We start from the raw sequence: 15,870 nt of genomic DNA, 5'->3' as shown, positions 1-15,870 counted from the left end.
GTGCACGGACTCGACGGCGCCCTGCTGGTCGACCTGGAGAGCCTCTCCCGGGCCCACGCCGCCACCCCCGGCGCCGGGGACGTGTGATGCTGTTCCCGGCCATCTGCCGGTCACCGGGCCGGCGGTCGCCGGGTCGTCGTCCTGCTGCTCCTGTGCTCACATCCGGCATTCGGGGCCGCCCGTGCCCCGGATGGGTCACCGCCGCGGGCTTTCGCCCGCACGGGTGAACGGCTCGGCGTCGCCGCAGGTCAGAAGGCGTACCGGATCCGCAACCAGGGCGCGTGACGCTCGATCAGCCCGCGCAGTTCGGCCAGCGCGATCGCCTTGGTCTCCACCCGGTAGCGCACGTTCCAGCTGCCGTTCTGGGAGAGCTTGGGCTCCTGGAGGCCGGGCCGCCAGAGCAGTTGCTCAGCCTTCGGGTGCCAGCCCAGGTTGACCCGGTGCAGGGCCTCGTTGTGGGTGAGCATGATGATCTCCGCGGCGGCCTGCCGCTTGACCGCGAGCGGGAGCAAGTCGTCCATCCGGTGCAGGAGTTCGGCCCAGTCGGCCTGCCATCCGGGGCGCAGCACCACCGGTGAGAGGTTGAAGTGCACCTCGTAGCCGGCCGCCAGGAAGTCCCCGGCGGCGGCGATCCGTTCGGGCACCGGGGTGGTGCTGATGTCCAGCAGCCGCGAATCGGCCGGTGGCATCAGGGAGAACCGGATCCGGGTCCGGCCGCGCGGATCGAGCTCCAGCAGCTGCCGGTTGACCCACTTGGTGGCGAAGCTCGCCTTGGCGGTGGGCCAGTCGCGGAAGGCCCGGACCAGATCGGCAGTGTTGTCGCAGACCAGGGCGTCGACCGAGCAGTCGTTGTTCTCGCCGATGTCGTAGACCCAGGCGGCCGGATCGCACTGGTTGGGCTGGACCTTGGGACCCTGGCGGGCGACGTGGCGGCCGAGGTAGCCGACGATCCGGTCGATGTTGGTGAAGACCGTGACGGGGTTGGCGTAGCCCTTGCGGCGCGGCACGTAGCAGTAGGCGCAGGCCAGGGCGCAGCCGTTGGCGGAGCTGGGGGCGATCCAGTCGGCGGAGCGGCCGTTGGGGCGGGCGGACAGCGCCTTCCGGACCCCGAGCACCAGGTCCTCCCGCTTGACCCTGGCCCACCGCCCGACGTTGCCGGCGTTGCCGTGCAGGTGCGGGATGTTCCAGTGCGAGGGCACCTGGATCACCTCCGCCGCGGGGAAGCGCGCCAGCACCTGGCGGCCGCGTTCGGAGGCCAGCGCCTCCGGCTCGGCGTGGATGCGGCGGATGTCCAACGGCTGGAACGGCCGGGGCTGGCGCGGGACGACGGCTGACACGGGGAGACCTCCGGACGGCGGGGACGTACACGGCACGTTCGGAGCCGCGGACGGTCCGGTTCGCTCCTCCGCCGGATTTCCCCCACCAATCCCCCACCAGGCCAATCCGACCGCCCGTCGGCACCGAAGGCTGGGTGTCGAGCACGTCCGCGTCCGGCCCGCGGCCCGAGCCGCCGGCCGCCCAGGAGGTCAGTCCGCATGCACCACCCCGTCCGGTGCCACGCCAGGCACCACGCCCCGGAGGCGACCGGATGAGCACCGTCGTCCACCTCAGCGGTCCGCAGCGACGCGGACCCGACCTGCGCGAGCTGGTCGCCAAGGTCGCGTTCGGCGACCAGGACGCCTTCGGCCGGCTCTACGACGCCGTCGCCGCACCGGTGTTCGGGCTGGTCCGCCGGGTGCTGCGGGATCCCGCCCAGTCCGAGGAGGTCACCCAGGAGGTGATGCTGGAGCTGTGGCGGTTCGCCGCCCGGTACCAGCCGGAGCGCGGCGAGGTGCTCCCCTGGGTCCTGACCATCGCGCACCGCCGCGCCGTCGACCGGGTGCGCTCCGCGCAGGCGGCGGCCGAGCGGGAGCAGGCGGTCGCCGCCCGCGACCACGTGCCCGGCTACGACGAGGTGGCCGAGCAGGTGGAGGGCCGGCTGGAGCGCGAGCAGGTCCGCCGCTGCCTCCAGGGCCTCACCGAGCTCCAGCGCGAGTCGGTCACCCTGGCCTACTACCGCGGGTACAGCTACCCGCAGGTGGCCGAGCTGCTGGCGGTGCCGCTCGGCACCGTGAAGACCCGGATGCGGGACGGCCTGATCCGCCTGCGCGACTGCCTGGGGGTGGGAGCATGACCAGCGCACCCGAGCTGCACACGCTCTCCGGAGCGTACGCCGCGCACGCCCTGGAGGAGCCCGAACGGGACGCCTTCGAGCGCCACCTGACGGACTGCCACGCCTGCGCCCGCGAGGTGGACGAGTTCCTCGCCACCCTGGCCCGGCTGGGCGCCGCCGAGGCGGCCGCCCCGCCGCCCGAGCTGCGCGAGCGGGTGCTGGCCCAGCTCCCCACGGTCCGTCAGCTCCCGCCGCTGACCACCGAGCGCGACACCCGCGCCCCCGCCGGCCGCGGCCGCCTGCCCCGTCTGGCGCTGGCCGCCTCCGTCGCCCTGGCCGCGCTCCTCGGCGGCGTGGCCGTCCAGCAGCACCAGCAGGCCGAGCGGGCCCGGAGCGAGACCGCCCGGCTGGCGGAGCGTCAGGCCTCCTTCGCCGCGCTGCTCACCGCCCCCGACGCCAAGGTCACCAGCTCCTCCACCGGCGGGGCGACCGGCACCGTGGTCTGGTCGCGCAGCCGGGGGCAGGCCGGGTTCATCGCCTCCGGGATGCCGGCCCTGCCGCCGGACCGGACGTACGAGCTCTGGTACGACGACGCGGGCACCATGCGGCCCGCCGGGCTGATGCCGGGCTCCGGCTCGGGCTCGGGCGCGCTGCTGCTGAGCGGTGCGATCCAGGGCGCGAGCGGCGTCGGCGTCACCGTCGAGCCGGCCGGAGGCTCGGCGCACCCGAGCGGCGCCCCGGTGATGGTGCTCGCCTTCACCTGAAGTCCCGCGCGGCCGTGACCGGTTGACCTCCACCGGGGCCGCTCTCCGCGCCACCCTCCGGCCCGCCCGGAACGGTCCGCGGCGCCACCCTCCGGCCCGTCCCGAACGGTCCGCGGCGTCCCCCGATCGGAGCAATCCGGTCGGGGGACGGCTCCGAACCACCGGTGAACGCACGCCCCCGCGCCGCCCCGGCGGCGCGGCCGGACCCACCGGAGAGCACCCGTGACCGACACCCTACCCACCTCCGACGGCATCCGCCGACAGCCGCCCGGCCACCGGGTGGCCGTCGTCGGCGCCGGGGTGGCCGGGCTGACCGCCGCGCACGAACTGGGCCGGGCCGGCGCCCTGGTCGAGCTGTTCGAGGCCGCGCCCCGGCTCGGCGGCCACGCCCACACCCAGACCGCCACCACCGCCGGCGGCCACCGCATCCCGCTCGACACCGGCTTCCTGGTGCACAACCGGCGCACATACCCGGAGCTCACCCGGCTCTTCGACGAGCTCGGCGTGCGCACCCGGGAGAGCGAGATGAGCATGTCCGTCAGCTGCGCGGGCTGCGGCCTGGAGTACGCGGGGGCGCGCGGCCCGGCCGGGCTGCTGGCCCGCCCGGGGCTCGCCCTGCGCGGGCACTACCTGCGGATGCTGGCCGAGGTGCCGCGCTTCCACCGGCTGGCCCGGCGGCTGCTGTCCGACGAGCGGGCGGGCGATCCGCCGCTGCGCCGGTGGCTGGAGCGGGCGGGCTTCTCGCCCTACTTCGTCCACCACTTCATGACCCCGCTGGTCTCCGCCGTCTGGTCCTGCGCTCCGGACCTGGCGGGCGACTACCCCGCCCGCTACCTCTTCACCTTCCTCGACAACCACGGCCTGCTCTCGGTGACCGGCTCGCCGACCTGGCGGACCGTCGTCGGCGGCTCCCGCACCTACGTCGAGAAGATCGCCGAACGCGTGCCCACCGTGCACCGCTCCGCTCCCGTCCGGGCGGTGCACCGCCACCCCGACGGGGTCACCGTGACCACCGGCGACGGGCGGCATCACCGGGCCGACGCGGTGGTGATCGCCACCCACGCCGACCAGGCTCTGCGCCTGCTCGCCGACCCGACCCCGGAGGAGACCGAGGTGCTCGGCGCCTTCCGCTACTCCCGCAACCCCACCGTGCTGCACCGCGACGTCTCCCGGCTGCCCCGCTCCACCTGGGCCCGCGGCTCGTGGAACTACGCGATGGCGAACTGCCGCGACAACGCGGACCAGGTCCAGGTCAGCTACCACCTCAACCGGCTGCTCGGCCTGGACACCGCCGAGGACTTCCTGGTCACCCTCAACGACGACCGTCACCACCCCGTCCCCGAGGCCCTGGTGATCTCCCGCACCGTCTACGAGCACCCCGTCTACACCGCCGCCACCGTCGCCGCCCAGGGCCGGCTGCCCGCCCTCACCCGCGGCCGCACCGCCTACGCCGGGGCGTACCACGGCTGGGGCTTCCACGAGGACGGCTGCCGCTCCGGGGTGATCGCCGCCCGGCGGCTGCTCGCGGCCGGGGTCCGGTCGTGACCGGGCGGCCTCTGGTGGCGGCACCGGCCCGGGCCGTGGAGATGCCCGGGCCGTGGGGCGCCGCGCTCTACGAGTGCCGGATCGCCCACGTCCGCACCGCCCCGCTCCGGCACGCCTTCGCCCACCGGACCCACCTCTGGCTGGTCGACCTCGACCGGCTGCCCCCGGTCCCGAGGCCGCTGCGCCCGCTCGCCGCCTTCCGGGCCGCCGACCACCCCGGAGTCCCGGGCCTGACCCTGCGACAGAACCTGGACGCCTACCTGGCCGGCCAGGGCGTCCTGCTCGACGGCGGCCAGGTGCTGATGCTCACCCAGGCCCGGGCGTTCGGCCACCTCTTCAACCCGCTCACCCTCTACTGGTGCCACGACGCCGAGGGCACGCTGGTCTGCACGGTGGCCGAGGTGCACAACACCTATGGGCAGCACCACCGTTACCTCCTCCCGGCCACCCCGGCCACCGTGCCCAAGGAGTTCTACGTCTCGCCGTTCTTCCCGGTCGACGGCGCCTACCGGATGCGGCTGCCCGTGCCGGGCGAACGGCTCGACCTGACCATCCACCTGGACCGACCCGGCGGGCGTGCGTTCACCGCCACCGTCCGCGGCCTGCGCCGCCCGGCGGGCGCCCGGGAGCTGCTGCTGGCCACCCTCCGGCACCCGTTCGCCACCCTCGCCGTCAGCCTGCACATCCGCTACCAGGGCATCCGGCTGCTGCTGCGCGGACTGCCCGTCCAACCCCGGGACCGCGGCGACCGCGGCACCGGCCGTCCCCGCAAGACCCGCCGTACCTTCCGTCTTCGCCGCAGAGAGGCACCGACACCGTGACGTCCCTGGCCGACCTCCCCCTCTCCCACCCCACCGACGGCCCCGTCGGCGACTCCACCTCCGGCTCCGCCGGCGACACCGTGGTGGACCCGCGACGCTGGCCGGACGTGGCCCGGGTGCCGCGCGCGCCGCTGCGCGCCGCCGTGGCGGGCCAGGTGCTGCGGCGGGCGGCCCGCCTCCGCGGCCTGCGGGTCGAACTCCCGGACGGCGGCCTCCTCGCCCCGGCACCTCCCGGCGCACCGGTCCTGCGCCTGCACCGGCCCGGTTCCTTCCTCCGCCGGATCGGCTCCACCGGTCTGATCGGCTTCGGCGAGTCCTACCAGGCCGGCGAGTGGAGCTCCCCGGACCTGGTCGCCCTGCTGGCGGCGCTCGCCACCGACCCGGCTGCCCTGGTGCCGCGCGGCACCGCCTGGATCCGCCCGCTGTGGGCCACCCGGCCACCCGCTGCCGAACGCCCCGACGAGCAGCGGAGCCGGGAGAACATCCGGCGCCACTACGACCTCTCCAACGAGCTCTTCGCCCTCTTCCTCGACCCGACCCTCAGCTACTCCTCCGCTCTCTTCCCCACCACCGCCAACGGCACCCCGGACGCCTCCTGGCCCACCCTCCCCGCAGCCCAACACCGCAAGATCGACCGGCTGTTGGACCTGGCCGGGGTCGGCCCGGGCCGCACCGTGCTCGAAATCGGCACCGGCTGGGGCGAGTTGGCCATCCGGGCCGCCACCCGGGGCGCCCGGGTCGAGACCCTCACCCTCTCCACCGAGCAGCTCGACCTGGCCCGCCGCCGCATCGCCGCCGCCGGAGTGGCCGACCGGGTGACCGTACGCCTCCTCGACTACCGCTCCGCGCAGGGCAGTTACGACGCCGTCGTCAGCGTGGAGATGGTCGAGGCGGTGGGCCGCCGGTACTGGCCCAGCTACTTCTCCACCATCGACCGGGTGCTCGCCCCGGGCGGCCGGGCCGCCGTCCAGGCCATCACCATGCCGCACCACCGGATGCTCGCCAGCAGCGACACGTACACCTGGATCCTCAAGTACGTCTTCCCCGGCGGCCAGATCCCCTCCCGCGAGGGCCTCGCCGAGGCCGCCGCCCGCCACACCTCCCTCCGGGTCGGCGCCGACGAGGGCTTCGGCCCGCACTACGCCGAGACCCTGCGGCTGTGGCGGGAGCGGTTCACGGCCCGGGCCGAGGAGGTCACGGCGCTCGGCTTCGACGCCGTCTTCCGGCGGATGTGGGAGCTCTACCTCGCCTACTCCGAGGCCGGGTTCCGCACCGGCTACCTGGACGTCCGGCACCTGGTCCTGACCCGCGACGGCGCCCGATGAGCCTGCCCCTGTCCCTGCCGCTCTCCCTGGCCGCCACCCTCGGTGCGGCGCTGGCCGTGATGCTGGCCGCCTTCGCGGTCGGCGTCCGGACCGGCCGCCACCGCGGCGTCGACGCCGCCTGGGGCCTCGGCTTCACCGCCGTCGCCCTCACCGGCTTCGTGCTGTCGGACGGTCAAGGAGACACCGGGCGCAGGCTGTTGGCGACCGCGCTGACCGTCGTCTGGGGCCTGCGCCTGTCCACCCACATCTGGTGGCACGCACGCGGCAAGGGCGAGGACCCGCGCTACGCCGCCATGCTCTCCCGCGCCCCGGCCGGCCCCGCCCGCACCCGGCTCGCCCTGCGCAAGGTCTACCTGCTCCAGGCCGCGATCCTCTGGTTCGTCTCCCTCCCCGTCCAGATCGCCCAACGCCTCCCCGACCCGCCCGGTCTCCTCGCCCTCCTCGCCCTGGCCCTGTGGACCCTCGGCCTCACCTTCGAGACCGTCGGCGACCACCAGCTCGCCCGCTTCCGCGCCGACCCCGCCAACCGCGGGCGGGTCCTCACCACCGGCCTCTGGTCCTGGACCCGCCACCCCAACTACTTCGGCGACGCCTGCGTCTGGTGGGGCCTCTTCCTCCTCGCCGCCGACCACCCGGCCGGCTGGGCCACCCTGCTCAGCCCCCTCCTGATGACCTACCTTCTCGCCTTCGGCAGCGGCCGCCCGATGGCCGAACGAGGAACCACCTCCCGCAGCCCCGAATGGACCGCCTACGCCGCCCGCACCAGCTCCTTCATCCCACGCCCGCCCCGGCGACCCCCGTCGGCCTGACCGGCACTCAGGACGGCTTCGGCGTCAGCCCCGTGCACAGACCCGCCCGCCGGACACCCGCCGCCGCGAGCTCCTCGATCACCACCGCGATGACCGTGCGGCTCATGTGGGGCATGATCCCGTCCTTGCAGTCCATCCAGATCCGCGGCACCGGATCCCGCTCCACCGCAATGTAGTTCGGAGTGTAGAAGTAGCCACCCGCTTCGTACTCGGCCTCCAACTCCGCATCCGACAACTCGCGGCCGTCGTGGGCGACCCGCATGATCCGCCGCTTGGCGGCCTCCAACGCCCGCACCACCGCCGCACGGTCCTCCACGAAGGACCTGACCTCGATCTCCCAGTACTGGCTCTCCGGCTCACCGCGCCTCACGACGATCCGCAAGGTGCCGGGATGGACCTCGATCCCTCCCGGCACCCCCAGGGTCCGGACGGCCCGGCGCATCCACTTGGCCGCCCGCACGTCGAACTCCTCCACATGCGGGTCGACGATCCGCCACAGCATCGCGGACCCTGCCAGGGCGACGGCCCGCTCGAACAGCTCCTGCGCCTCCTCACGCCCCTCGGCGAGTGCCCTGCACCCCTCCTCGAACAGCGCCTCGGCGTCCGGCGCCCCCGGTTCCGGCATCACGTACTCGATGTCCATCACTTCCCTCCCGCCTCCAGGATGGCCCTCCCCAGTGACAGTCACGCGGGGATTCCCTTCAGGAAGACGAAGCTGACGTTCCGTCGACGCGCTCCCGTCTGTCCCGGCCATCCCCCGGTGCGAAGGGCTTCAGCTTGGGTAGGGTCTCCACGACATCGGGTCGGACCGTGGCAGGCGAGAGACCGCACAGAGGTTGGGGGCGGTGATGGGCGAGCGCAACCGCAGCGGCAGACGCTGGAGCCCCTTGCGGGCACGGACACGCGAGGCCGCAACACTTGCTGAGTTCCTTCGGGCGCAGGTCGACGGCAGTCAGCTGACACTGGCCGAACTCGCGAACTCCCTTGCGTACTCCCAAGCCATGCTCGTCCGAGTCCTGTCCGGAGAGCGCCTCCCGCCGCCGCAACTCGTGGCTGCGTTGGTCAGGGAGACCACGCTCGATACCCCGGAACTCGAGGTCCGGCTCGCGGAAGGCGAACGGCTGCTCGCCGCAGCCGTCCGTTCGCACGAATCCGAACGGGCACTGGGCGAGGTGCAACGGGCGCAGGCAGCGCTGGAAGCTACTCGGCACCAACTGAATCGCGTACGACACCAGGAGAGTTCGCTGGAGCAGCAGCTGGAAGAGGCGCGGATCAGACAGCGCGAGGCCGAGTATCACATCGGCCTGCTCCAAGGGGCGGTCCTCCAGCTCAAGGACGAACTCGACCAGGTCCGGTCCACAGTCGAGTCCGTCATCGACCGGGAGCAAGAACGACGGCAGGGGGAACGCCTCGGCGACCCGCCTGGCGCCGACACCGTCCAGGACGATGTCGGCCTCGCTCTGACTCGGGCCACTGTGGCCAACGACGTCAACGCCCGAGTGCTCCAGCGGATCGGTGATCAGCTCGGATCCCGGACCCCGGGACCGCCTGCGCCCCCCACGGGGTCGAGCACCTACCCGGACACACCGGAGACCGAGCCCGTCGACCTCGACGATCCGGACTTCGCCGAAGCGGTCAGAGCAGTGCACCGAAGTCTCGAAGCGGTCTTCGGCGGCCTGGCCCACGCGGCCCCGCGCCAAGGGCGGCCGGGAACCGACCACCACACCGGCGACGAAGGAGGCAGGCGGTGACCGGCCCCTCTGACTTCGACGGCCCCGGCGCGACCGACATCTACACGGCCTGGGCACAACTGCCCGCCCCGCAGCTGAAGGAGCTGCTCAAGGCCGCCGAACTCCAGCGCAAGCGCGAGCACGAAGCCCGGATGGAGCAGCTGCGCATCGTCGAGCAGGCACAACTCGCCCAGCAGGCGGCGGACGCCGAGCATGCGCGCCGGGTTCACCGGCTGCTCCTGGCCGGCCTGCTGTCCGGGTTCGTGATCGCCGCGCTGTCCATGGGCAGCACTGTCTACCTCGCGCAGCTCGGGCAGGAGATGGCCGCCGGGGCGGTGGGGCTCGGCGGCGGAGTGACGGTCGTGGTGATGCTCAACATCTTCGTCCTGCGCAAGCCCGCGTCCACCGGCGACCTGAAGCTCATCAGCCGCTCACGTGCCGTGCTTCCCAATCCGTCCGGCCCGCCGCCCGAGGCCACAGCCCCGATCAGCCCGGCGCCGTGACAGAGGCCTAGGGCCGCTGGTCGGCGGGGCGGCGGGGCGGCGGGGCGGCGTCGAGATCGCCGGCTCCGCCGGAACACCGGAGCCAGGTCTCGCGCGGTCCGATGCTTCGCGGCTCCCCGGTGCGCCGGTGCCGGTCCGCGCCGGCGGGTGGACGGGTCGTGTGGACAGGTGGACGGGTTGCATAGAGTTGCGGGCGGAGGACGACCGCGACCGCCCGGAGGAATGGATGAGTTCCCGCCCCGTGCCGCCCGACGGCCCGGAGGCCGGACCGGGCCCGGCGCCGCGGCCCGGCAGTGCGCAGCCGTGGAGCCGGCAGCGCCTGCGCAGCAACAACGAGTGGTTGCTGCTGGAACGGCTGCGCACCGACGGACCGTCCTCCCGGGCCCAACTGGCCCGCGACACCGGGCTGTCCAAGCCCACCGTCTCGGCCGCGCTGGCGACCCTGGAGCAGGCCGGGCTGGTCCGCGAGGCTGGACTGCTGGCCCCCGAACGCGGCCGGACCGCGGTGCTCTACGAGCCGGACCCGGAGGCGGGCCACGTGCTCGGCGTCGACATCGGCCGCGGCCGGCTGCGGATCGCGCTCGCCGACCTCGGCGGACGGATCGTCAGCCGCCACGACGTTCCCAACCGGGGCCGCACGGCCAACGCCGTCGCCGACGCGGTGGTGGACGCCGCCCGCACCGCCACCGCCGAGGCCGGGCTGGAGCCCGCCGACGTGGTGCACGCCGTGATCGGCAGCCCGGGTGTCTGGGACGAGACCGAGCAGCGCGTCCAGTACGCCCCGAACCTGCCCGGCTGGGGACGGCGCGGCCTGTTCGAACGGATCGAGGCCGGGCTCGGTACGCGGATCAGCGTGCACAACGACGCCAACCTCGCCGCGCTCGGGGAGTACGCGGACGGCGCCGGGGCGGGCAGCCGCCTCTTCGTCTACCTGCTGATCGGCACCGGGCTCGGCATGGGCGTGGTGGCCGACGGCGTGCTGCAGCGCGGTGCCCGGGGCGCAGCCGGGGAGATCGGCCTGCTGCCGCTGCCCGGGGGCGGGAACCTGGAGGCCGCGGCCGCGGCGGAGTCGGTGGTGCGCACCGCCCGGGAGCTGGGCATGACCGGCTCCCTGACGGCCAAACAGGTCTTCGACGCCGCCAGGAGCGGCGACCCGCTGGCCGCCGCCGCGGTGCTCCGGGAGGCCGAGCAGCTCGCCTATTCGCTGGCGGTCGTCGCGGCGGTCCTCGACCCCGACCTGGTGGTGCTCGGCGGCGGCCTCGGCCAGGGCGCCGACCTGCTGCTGGAGCCGGTCGAGCAGGCCATGCACCGGCTCACTCCGCTGCGCCCCCGGCTGGCCGCCAGCCTGCTGGGCGAGGAGGCGGTCCTGCGGGGCGCCCTTTCCACCGCCCTCGCCACCGCCCGCCCCGAGGTCTTCGAACGCCGGACGGCGGGCCTGGGCTGACCACCCCACCGTCACGGCCGGGGCCGTGACGGTGGGTCGGCGCGGTCAGGAGGCCACAGGGGCCTCGGCGGCCGGCAGGTACTCCTCCCGGACCTCGGCCGGGCCGAACGGCCAGACCTTCTCGGCCTTCGACCAGACCAGGAAGGCCAGGACGCCCACCACCACCCACACCAGCGACCACTCGATCGGGTGGAGCCCCGGCGCGTTGCGGTCGGCGTAGCCGTAGATGACCAGCCAGCCGACGGCGGCCAGGATGCTCGGCGCGGGGTAGAGCCACATCCGGTACGGCCGCGGCAGCGCGGGCTGACGGCGCCTCAGCACCGTGACGGCCAGGATCTGGGCGAAGGCCTGGACGATCACCATGACGGTGGTGAGCAGGCCGATCAGGGTGGCCAGGTTGGTGTGCCGGCCGATCAGGAAGCCGACCGCGGTCATCACGCCCATGGCGACCAGGCCGAGGACCGGGAAGTGGTGGCGGCTGTGCAGCCGGCCGAAGGAGCGGAAGAAGACCCGGTCCCGGGCGGCGTCGAAGGGCACCCGGGAGCCGCCGAGCAGTCCGGCGAGCACCGAGGCGAAGGCGGTGACCAGGATCAGCACCGTCACCACGTCGGCGGCCGCGTGGCCCCAGACCCGCTCCAGCACCGCGGAGGCGACGGACTTGGAGGCCACCGAGTCGGGGTCGAGCATCTCGTGCCAGTCGATCACGCCGAGCACGCCGATCTGCAGCAGCAGGTAGATCGCCATGATGCCGATGATCGAGAAGACGATCGCCCGCGGCAGCACCCGCCCCGGCTCCTTGACCTCCGCACCCAGGTAGGCGGCGGTGTTGTAGCCGAGGTAGTCGTAGATCCCGATGGTCAGGCCGGCGGCGAAGCCCAGCCAGAACTGACCGTGGGTCAGGTCGATCGCGTGGGCGGGCCAGGTGAAGGCCATCGAGGGCGAGAAGTCGGCGTAGGCGGCGACGATCACCGCGCCGACCGCGACGATCATGATTCCCCACATCACGGTGGTGAGCCGGGCGATGTTCTCGACCTTGCGCCAGAGCAGCAGCACCACCAGGGCCACCACCGCGAGGCCGACCAGGTCGCCCTGGCCCTGGCCCATCGACGGCCAGAGGTAGCCGAGGTACTGGACGAAGCCGACCACGCCGGTGGACATGATCAGCGGGATGAAGAGCATGGCCGTCCAGACGAACAGGAACGGCATCAGCCGGCCGGTGCGGTACTGGAAGGCCTCGCGGAGGTAGACGTAGGAACCGCCGGAGCCGGGGAGCGAGGCCCCGAGCTCGGCCCAGACCAGCCCGTCCACCAGGGCGAGCACCGCGCCGGCGATCCAGCCGATCACGGCCTGCGGGCCGCCGAAGGCCGCGACCATCAGCGGGATGGTGACGAACGGTCCGATGCCGCACATCTGGCTCATGTTGATGGCGGTGGCCTGGAACAGGCCGATCCGTCTGCTGAGCGTCCCGGACATGGGAACTCCGTGGGGGTGAGAGGGAGCGGGAGCACGAGAGGGTCCATAAGTTAAGTTTCCTAACTTGATGCGTCAAGACGTGGGCCCGGAACGGCCCCCGCCGCCCCGGCCGGAGCCGGAAGCACCGGGGTCGCCGCATGACCGCGGAAGTTGACGTCCCGTCGGTCCGGGCGGGCCCGACCGTGGCCGTCCGAACGGGCGAACGCACGGCCGGGGCCCGCTCCGACCCCCACTCCCCTCGTGGTGGGGGTCGGAGCGGGCCCCGGCCGTGCCGACGGGAGAGAGCATGCCAACGCGGACGGCCGGATGGCCATGCATTAGCCTCGGGGCCTAATAGTCGACGACGCGGCAGGTCATGGGGGCTGCGGGGAGCCTGGGGAGGGTTTCGTGATCGAGCTGAGGTTCGGGGTCGCGGACCTCGCGCGGACCCGGTTCGTCATATCCCCGCTCGACCACCTGCTGGCCGGCGCCGCCCGGGCCGGCGTCCACCAGAACGCCGGGTCGCGCAGCGACCGGTGGTGGCGCGACGTCCGCCGCCACGTGCCCCACCGGGCCGCACGGTTCCTCCAGGTGGTCAACGCGAGCCCGATCGGCGTCCCCGACTTCATGGTGGCCGACCTCGACGCCGTGCGCCGGCAGCTGTCCGACGAACTCGACGCGATGCTCTCCGTCCCCGAGCAGGCCGTCGAGGAGGGCGTCGCGATGTTCGGCGGTGACGCCGAACTCCCGTCCGCCCTGGCCCGGTTGCGCGAGGACGGCAGCCGGGGCCTGCGCGAGGTCAGCGACGGCGCCTGGGCCCTGTTCAGGGACTGCCTCGCCCCGGACTGGCCCGACATCCGCCGTGCCCTGGAGGCCGACATCGCCGTCCGGGCCCGCACCGCCGCCCGCGGCGGCATCGGCGAGATGCTCAACTCGCTCCACCCGAAGGCGGTCTGGCGGGACGAAGGCGTCCTGGAGTGCACCCTCGGCCAGCTGGAGGGCTCCTTCGAACTCGGCGGCCGGGGCCTGGAGCTGCGTCCCAACTACTTCGTCGAAGAGAGCATCAGCCTGCTGCCCGGCCCCGACCGCCAGAGCCTGCTGCTCCACCCGATCGCCGCCCCGACCGCGGAGCCCGCCGCCCGTACGCCCGACACCGACGGACTCGCCGCCGTGCTCGGCCCCGCCCGCTCCCGCGTCCTGCGCGCCATCGCCGCCGGTGCCTGCTCCACCACCGAACTCGCCCAACGCCTGGGCGTCACCCCGCCCTCCGCCTCCGCCCACGCCGCGGCCCTGCGCGCGGCCGGCCTGATCACAACCCGCCGCGAGGGCAAGCAAGTCCGCCACACCCCCACCGACGTCGGCCAGGACCTCCTCCACGACAACCCGCCGCCCCCGCCCGCGCCCTGAGCGGGCGGGCCCCCGCCACCACTCCTCCTCCTGCGTACCCATAGGGTCTGATCGCACATCAGCACGGAGAGAGCAGGGCATGGTCTTGAAGACTCAGGGGCAGCGACCGGGGTACCGACGCACGGTGGCGGCGGTGGGGCTGCTGGTGGCGGGCGGCCTCCTGACCTGCGCCGGGGTGCTCGGCACGGCCCTCCTCGCCTCCACCAAGGTCATGCCGACCGGTCACATGGATCCGACCCATCCGACCGGCAGCCGGGTGACCTTCAACCTGCTGGCCTCCGAGGTGAACCGCGGCCAGGTCGTGCTCTTCGAGGGCTCGGCCTGGGACGATCCGAGCCTCCACGTGGAACGGGTGGTCGCGGTCGGCGGCGACCACATCGCCTACAAGCCCGAGGACCGTACGCTCACGCTGAACGGCCGGCCGCTGGACGAGCCGTACGTGCTGAACGGCGACCCGGTGGCGGGGTCGCGCGGCGCCTTCAGCGTCAAGGTGCCCGAGGGCCGCCTGTTCGTGCTGGGCGACAACCGCCAGGACTCCGCCGACTCCCGGTACCACTTCGACGAATCCGAGGGCGGCACCATCCCCCTGTCCGCGGTGAAGGGCTCGCTCCTCACCTTCGACGACCCGCTCGCCGTCCTCCTGGGCTCCTCCCTCGTCACCGGTCTCGGCCTCCTCCTGCTGAGCGCGGTCTCCGGCATCGCCGCCCGGCGAGCACGCCGCCGAGCCCGGACCGCCCGGACCACCGGCCCGGAACCGGCCCCCGCACACTGAACGCGGCGCACCGCCTCACCGCCGCGCCGCGCGGTCGGCGGTCCGAACTGACGGACTGTCCGTCACCGCGGCAGCGGTCAGCGGAGTTCCACGGTGACGCCGACCCGGGCGAGTTGGTCGAGGACCGCGTCGAGGTAGGGCGTCTCTCCGGCCGTGTCGACGGTGTGGTCGGCGAGCGCGCTCCGGGCCACCTCCGCGTCCTGCCAGACCAGGGTGAACGGCTCGGGCACCCGGTCCCCGCCACAGGGGCAGCCGCGCAGCGCGTGCCAGCACTGGGGGAAGTGGCCGCCGGGGCCGGCCACCGCCTCGCCGATCGCGCAGAGCAGGCCCGGGGCGTCGGTGACGTGCCGGCCGTCGAGCCGCCGCACCGGGTCGGTGAGCGGGCGGGGGTCGACGGCGTTCCAGCGGGCAGCGGCGAACGCGGCCCACTCGGCCCGGCCCTCCGCACCGTACGCGGCCCAGCCGCCGAGCCCGGTCGGCGGGCCCTCGAACCAGGCCTCCCAGACCGGCCGGGCCTCCGGCCCCGGTCGGACGGCAGGGCCCTCGGCCAGCCACAGGTCGACCAGCGTCCCGCCGAGCGCGGACGGGCGCGAGGCCACCACGTCCAACGGCATCGGGTCGAACCCCCGCATGACGCGGCCGCGCCGGTCCACGGCCAGCAGGCGGACCCGGTCACCGTCGGACCGGCGCCGCACCAGGTGGCGCAGCAGCGGTCCAACGGGCTCGCACCCGCGCAGCACCAGCGGGGGCGACGCCGGCGAGCCCGGATCCCCGTAGAGCCCCTCCACCCGGTGGCACACGCCCAGGCGACCGCCGCCGGCGCCATTGAAGAGGCCCCACTCGATGTCCACCGGCTCGGGGCGCCAGGCGGGGCCGTCGATCTCGGCCTCGACGACCAGGTCGAACAGCGCCCCGCCGAGGGAGGAGGGCCTGCAGTCGGTCAGGACGGGGCGGCCGAAGGACCAGTGATCGTCCTGGAGGGGCCCGTACGGATCGGTCTCGGGGTCGACCCCCGGCACCGGGAAGTCCGAGACGACGCCTAGGGGGCGGTCTCCTTGATGGGGTCGGATCAGGCCGCGTCGTCGGGGTGCGTGCCTCGGCGGCGCCGAGGAGGGAGTCCATGCGGAGCATCGGCGACTGACGAGA

Annotated in this window: 15 protein-coding genes; 11 read left to right on the top strand and 4 right to left on the bottom strand. The window is 74.0% G+C overall.

The features are described from left to right. Nucleotides 1-248 precede the first annotated feature (248 nt). Nucleotides 249-1,337 (bottom strand): spore photoproduct lyase family protein, encoded by a 1,089-nt coding sequence (locus ACWEPF_RS37955; RefSeq protein WP_452176224.1) that lies wholly within the window; start codon nt 1,335-1,337, stop codon nt 249-251. A 251-nt stretch (nt 1,338-1,588) separates the two neighbouring features. Here ACWEPF_RS37955 and ACWEPF_RS37950 point away from each other — a divergent pair, with 251 nt between their 5' ends. The 6 genes from ACWEPF_RS37950 to ACWEPF_RS37925 all read left to right on the top strand — a co-directional run bounded on the left by ACWEPF_RS37950 (nt 1,589) and on the right by ACWEPF_RS37925 (nt 7,416). Continuing rightward, nucleotides 1,589-2,173, top strand: coding sequence for a sigma-70 family RNA polymerase sigma factor (locus ACWEPF_RS37950; protein WP_452176223.1), 585 nt, complete (start codon nt 1,589-1,591; stop codon nt 2,171-2,173). Further along, on the top strand, nt 2,170-2,916 hold the full coding sequence (locus tag ACWEPF_RS37945) for an anti-sigma factor (RefSeq protein WP_452176222.1): 747 nt from the start codon (nt 2,170-2,172) through the stop codon (nt 2,914-2,916). Before ACWEPF_RS37950 ends, ACWEPF_RS37945 begins: the two co-directional genes overlap by 4 nt. 222 nt (nt 2,917-3,138) lie before the next feature. Continuing rightward, nucleotides 3,139-4,461, top strand: coding sequence for an NAD(P)/FAD-dependent oxidoreductase (locus ACWEPF_RS37940; RefSeq protein WP_452176221.1), 1,323 nt, complete (start codon nt 3,139-3,141; stop codon nt 4,459-4,461). A 41-nt stretch (nt 4,462-4,502) separates the two neighbouring features. Beyond that, nucleotides 4,503-5,282, top strand: coding sequence for a DUF1365 domain-containing protein (locus ACWEPF_RS37935; RefSeq protein ID WP_452176226.1), 780 nt, complete (start codon nt 4,503-4,505; stop codon nt 5,280-5,282). 5 nt (nt 5,283-5,287) lie between these two features. Continuing rightward, nucleotides 5,288-6,607, top strand: coding sequence for a class I SAM-dependent methyltransferase (locus ACWEPF_RS37930; RefSeq protein ID WP_452176225.1), 1,320 nt, complete (start codon nt 5,288-5,290; stop codon nt 6,605-6,607). Further along, nucleotides 6,604-7,416, top strand: a complete 813-nt coding sequence (locus ACWEPF_RS37925) for a DUF1295 domain-containing protein (protein WP_452176220.1) — start codon at nt 6,604-6,606, stop codon at nt 7,414-7,416. The genes ACWEPF_RS37930 and ACWEPF_RS37925 overlap by 4 nt, the downstream gene beginning before the upstream one ends. A gap of 7 nt (nt 7,417-7,423) precedes the next feature. On the opposite strand, the gene ACWEPF_RS37920 is transcribed toward ACWEPF_RS37925, so the two are convergent. Next, nucleotides 7,424-8,059 (bottom strand): hypothetical protein, encoded by a 636-nt coding sequence (locus tag ACWEPF_RS37920; RefSeq protein WP_452176219.1) that lies wholly within the window; start codon nt 8,057-8,059, stop codon nt 7,424-7,426. Between the two features lie 205 nt (nt 8,060-8,264). On the opposite strand from ACWEPF_RS37920, the gene ACWEPF_RS37915 reads away from it, so the two are divergent. From ACWEPF_RS37915 to ACWEPF_RS37905, 3 genes are all read left to right on the top strand, one after another. Beyond that, on the top strand, nt 8,265-9,167 hold the full coding sequence (locus tag ACWEPF_RS37915; protein ID WP_452176218.1) for a hypothetical protein: 903 nt from the start codon (nt 8,265-8,267) through the stop codon (nt 9,165-9,167). Next, nucleotides 9,164-9,649 (top strand): hypothetical protein, encoded by a 486-nt coding sequence (locus ACWEPF_RS37910; RefSeq protein ID WP_452176217.1) that lies wholly within the window; start codon nt 9,164-9,166, stop codon nt 9,647-9,649. Before ACWEPF_RS37915 ends, ACWEPF_RS37910 begins: the two co-directional genes overlap by 4 nt. 226 nt (nt 9,650-9,875) lie before the next feature. Further along, nucleotides 9,876-11,093 carry an ROK family protein gene (locus ACWEPF_RS37905; RefSeq protein ID WP_452176216.1) on the top strand — a complete coding sequence of 406 codons (1,218 nt, stop codon included), beginning with the start codon at nt 9,876-9,878 and terminating at the stop codon, nt 11,091-11,093. Nucleotides 11,094-11,138: 45 nt separating this feature from the next. On the opposite strand, the gene ACWEPF_RS37900 is transcribed toward ACWEPF_RS37905, so the two are convergent. Beyond that, entirely contained in the window at nt 11,139-12,566 is a 1,428-nt protein-coding gene (locus tag ACWEPF_RS37900; RefSeq protein ID WP_452176215.1) for an APC family permease, read from the bottom strand. A 387-nt stretch (nt 12,567-12,953) separates the two neighbouring features. Here ACWEPF_RS37900 and ACWEPF_RS37895 point away from each other — a divergent pair, with 387 nt between their 5' ends. Both ACWEPF_RS37895 and lepB read left to right on the top strand, forming a co-directional pair. Further along, nucleotides 12,954-13,952 carry an ArsR/SmtB family transcription factor gene (locus ACWEPF_RS37895; protein WP_452176214.1) on the top strand — a complete coding sequence of 333 codons (999 nt, stop codon included), beginning with the start codon at nt 12,954-12,956 and terminating at the stop codon, nt 13,950-13,952. Between the two features lie 79 nt (nt 13,953-14,031). Beyond that, on the top strand, nt 14,032-14,724 hold the full coding sequence (gene lepB, locus ACWEPF_RS37890) for a signal peptidase I (RefSeq protein ID WP_452176213.1): 693 nt from the start codon (nt 14,032-14,034) through the stop codon (nt 14,722-14,724). A gap of 77 nt (nt 14,725-14,801) precedes the next feature. Here lepB and ACWEPF_RS37885 read toward each other — a convergent pair whose 3' ends face one another. Continuing rightward, complete coding sequence (locus tag ACWEPF_RS37885) at nt 14,802-15,743, bottom strand: barstar family protein (protein WP_452176212.1); 942 nt, start codon at nt 15,741-15,743, stop codon at nt 14,802-14,804. Between the last annotated feature and the right edge of the window lie 127 nt (nt 15,744-15,870).

This window comes from Kitasatospora sp. NPDC004289 (assembly GCF_053602875.1).
This window is presented reverse-complemented; position numbering and strand designations above follow the sequence as displayed.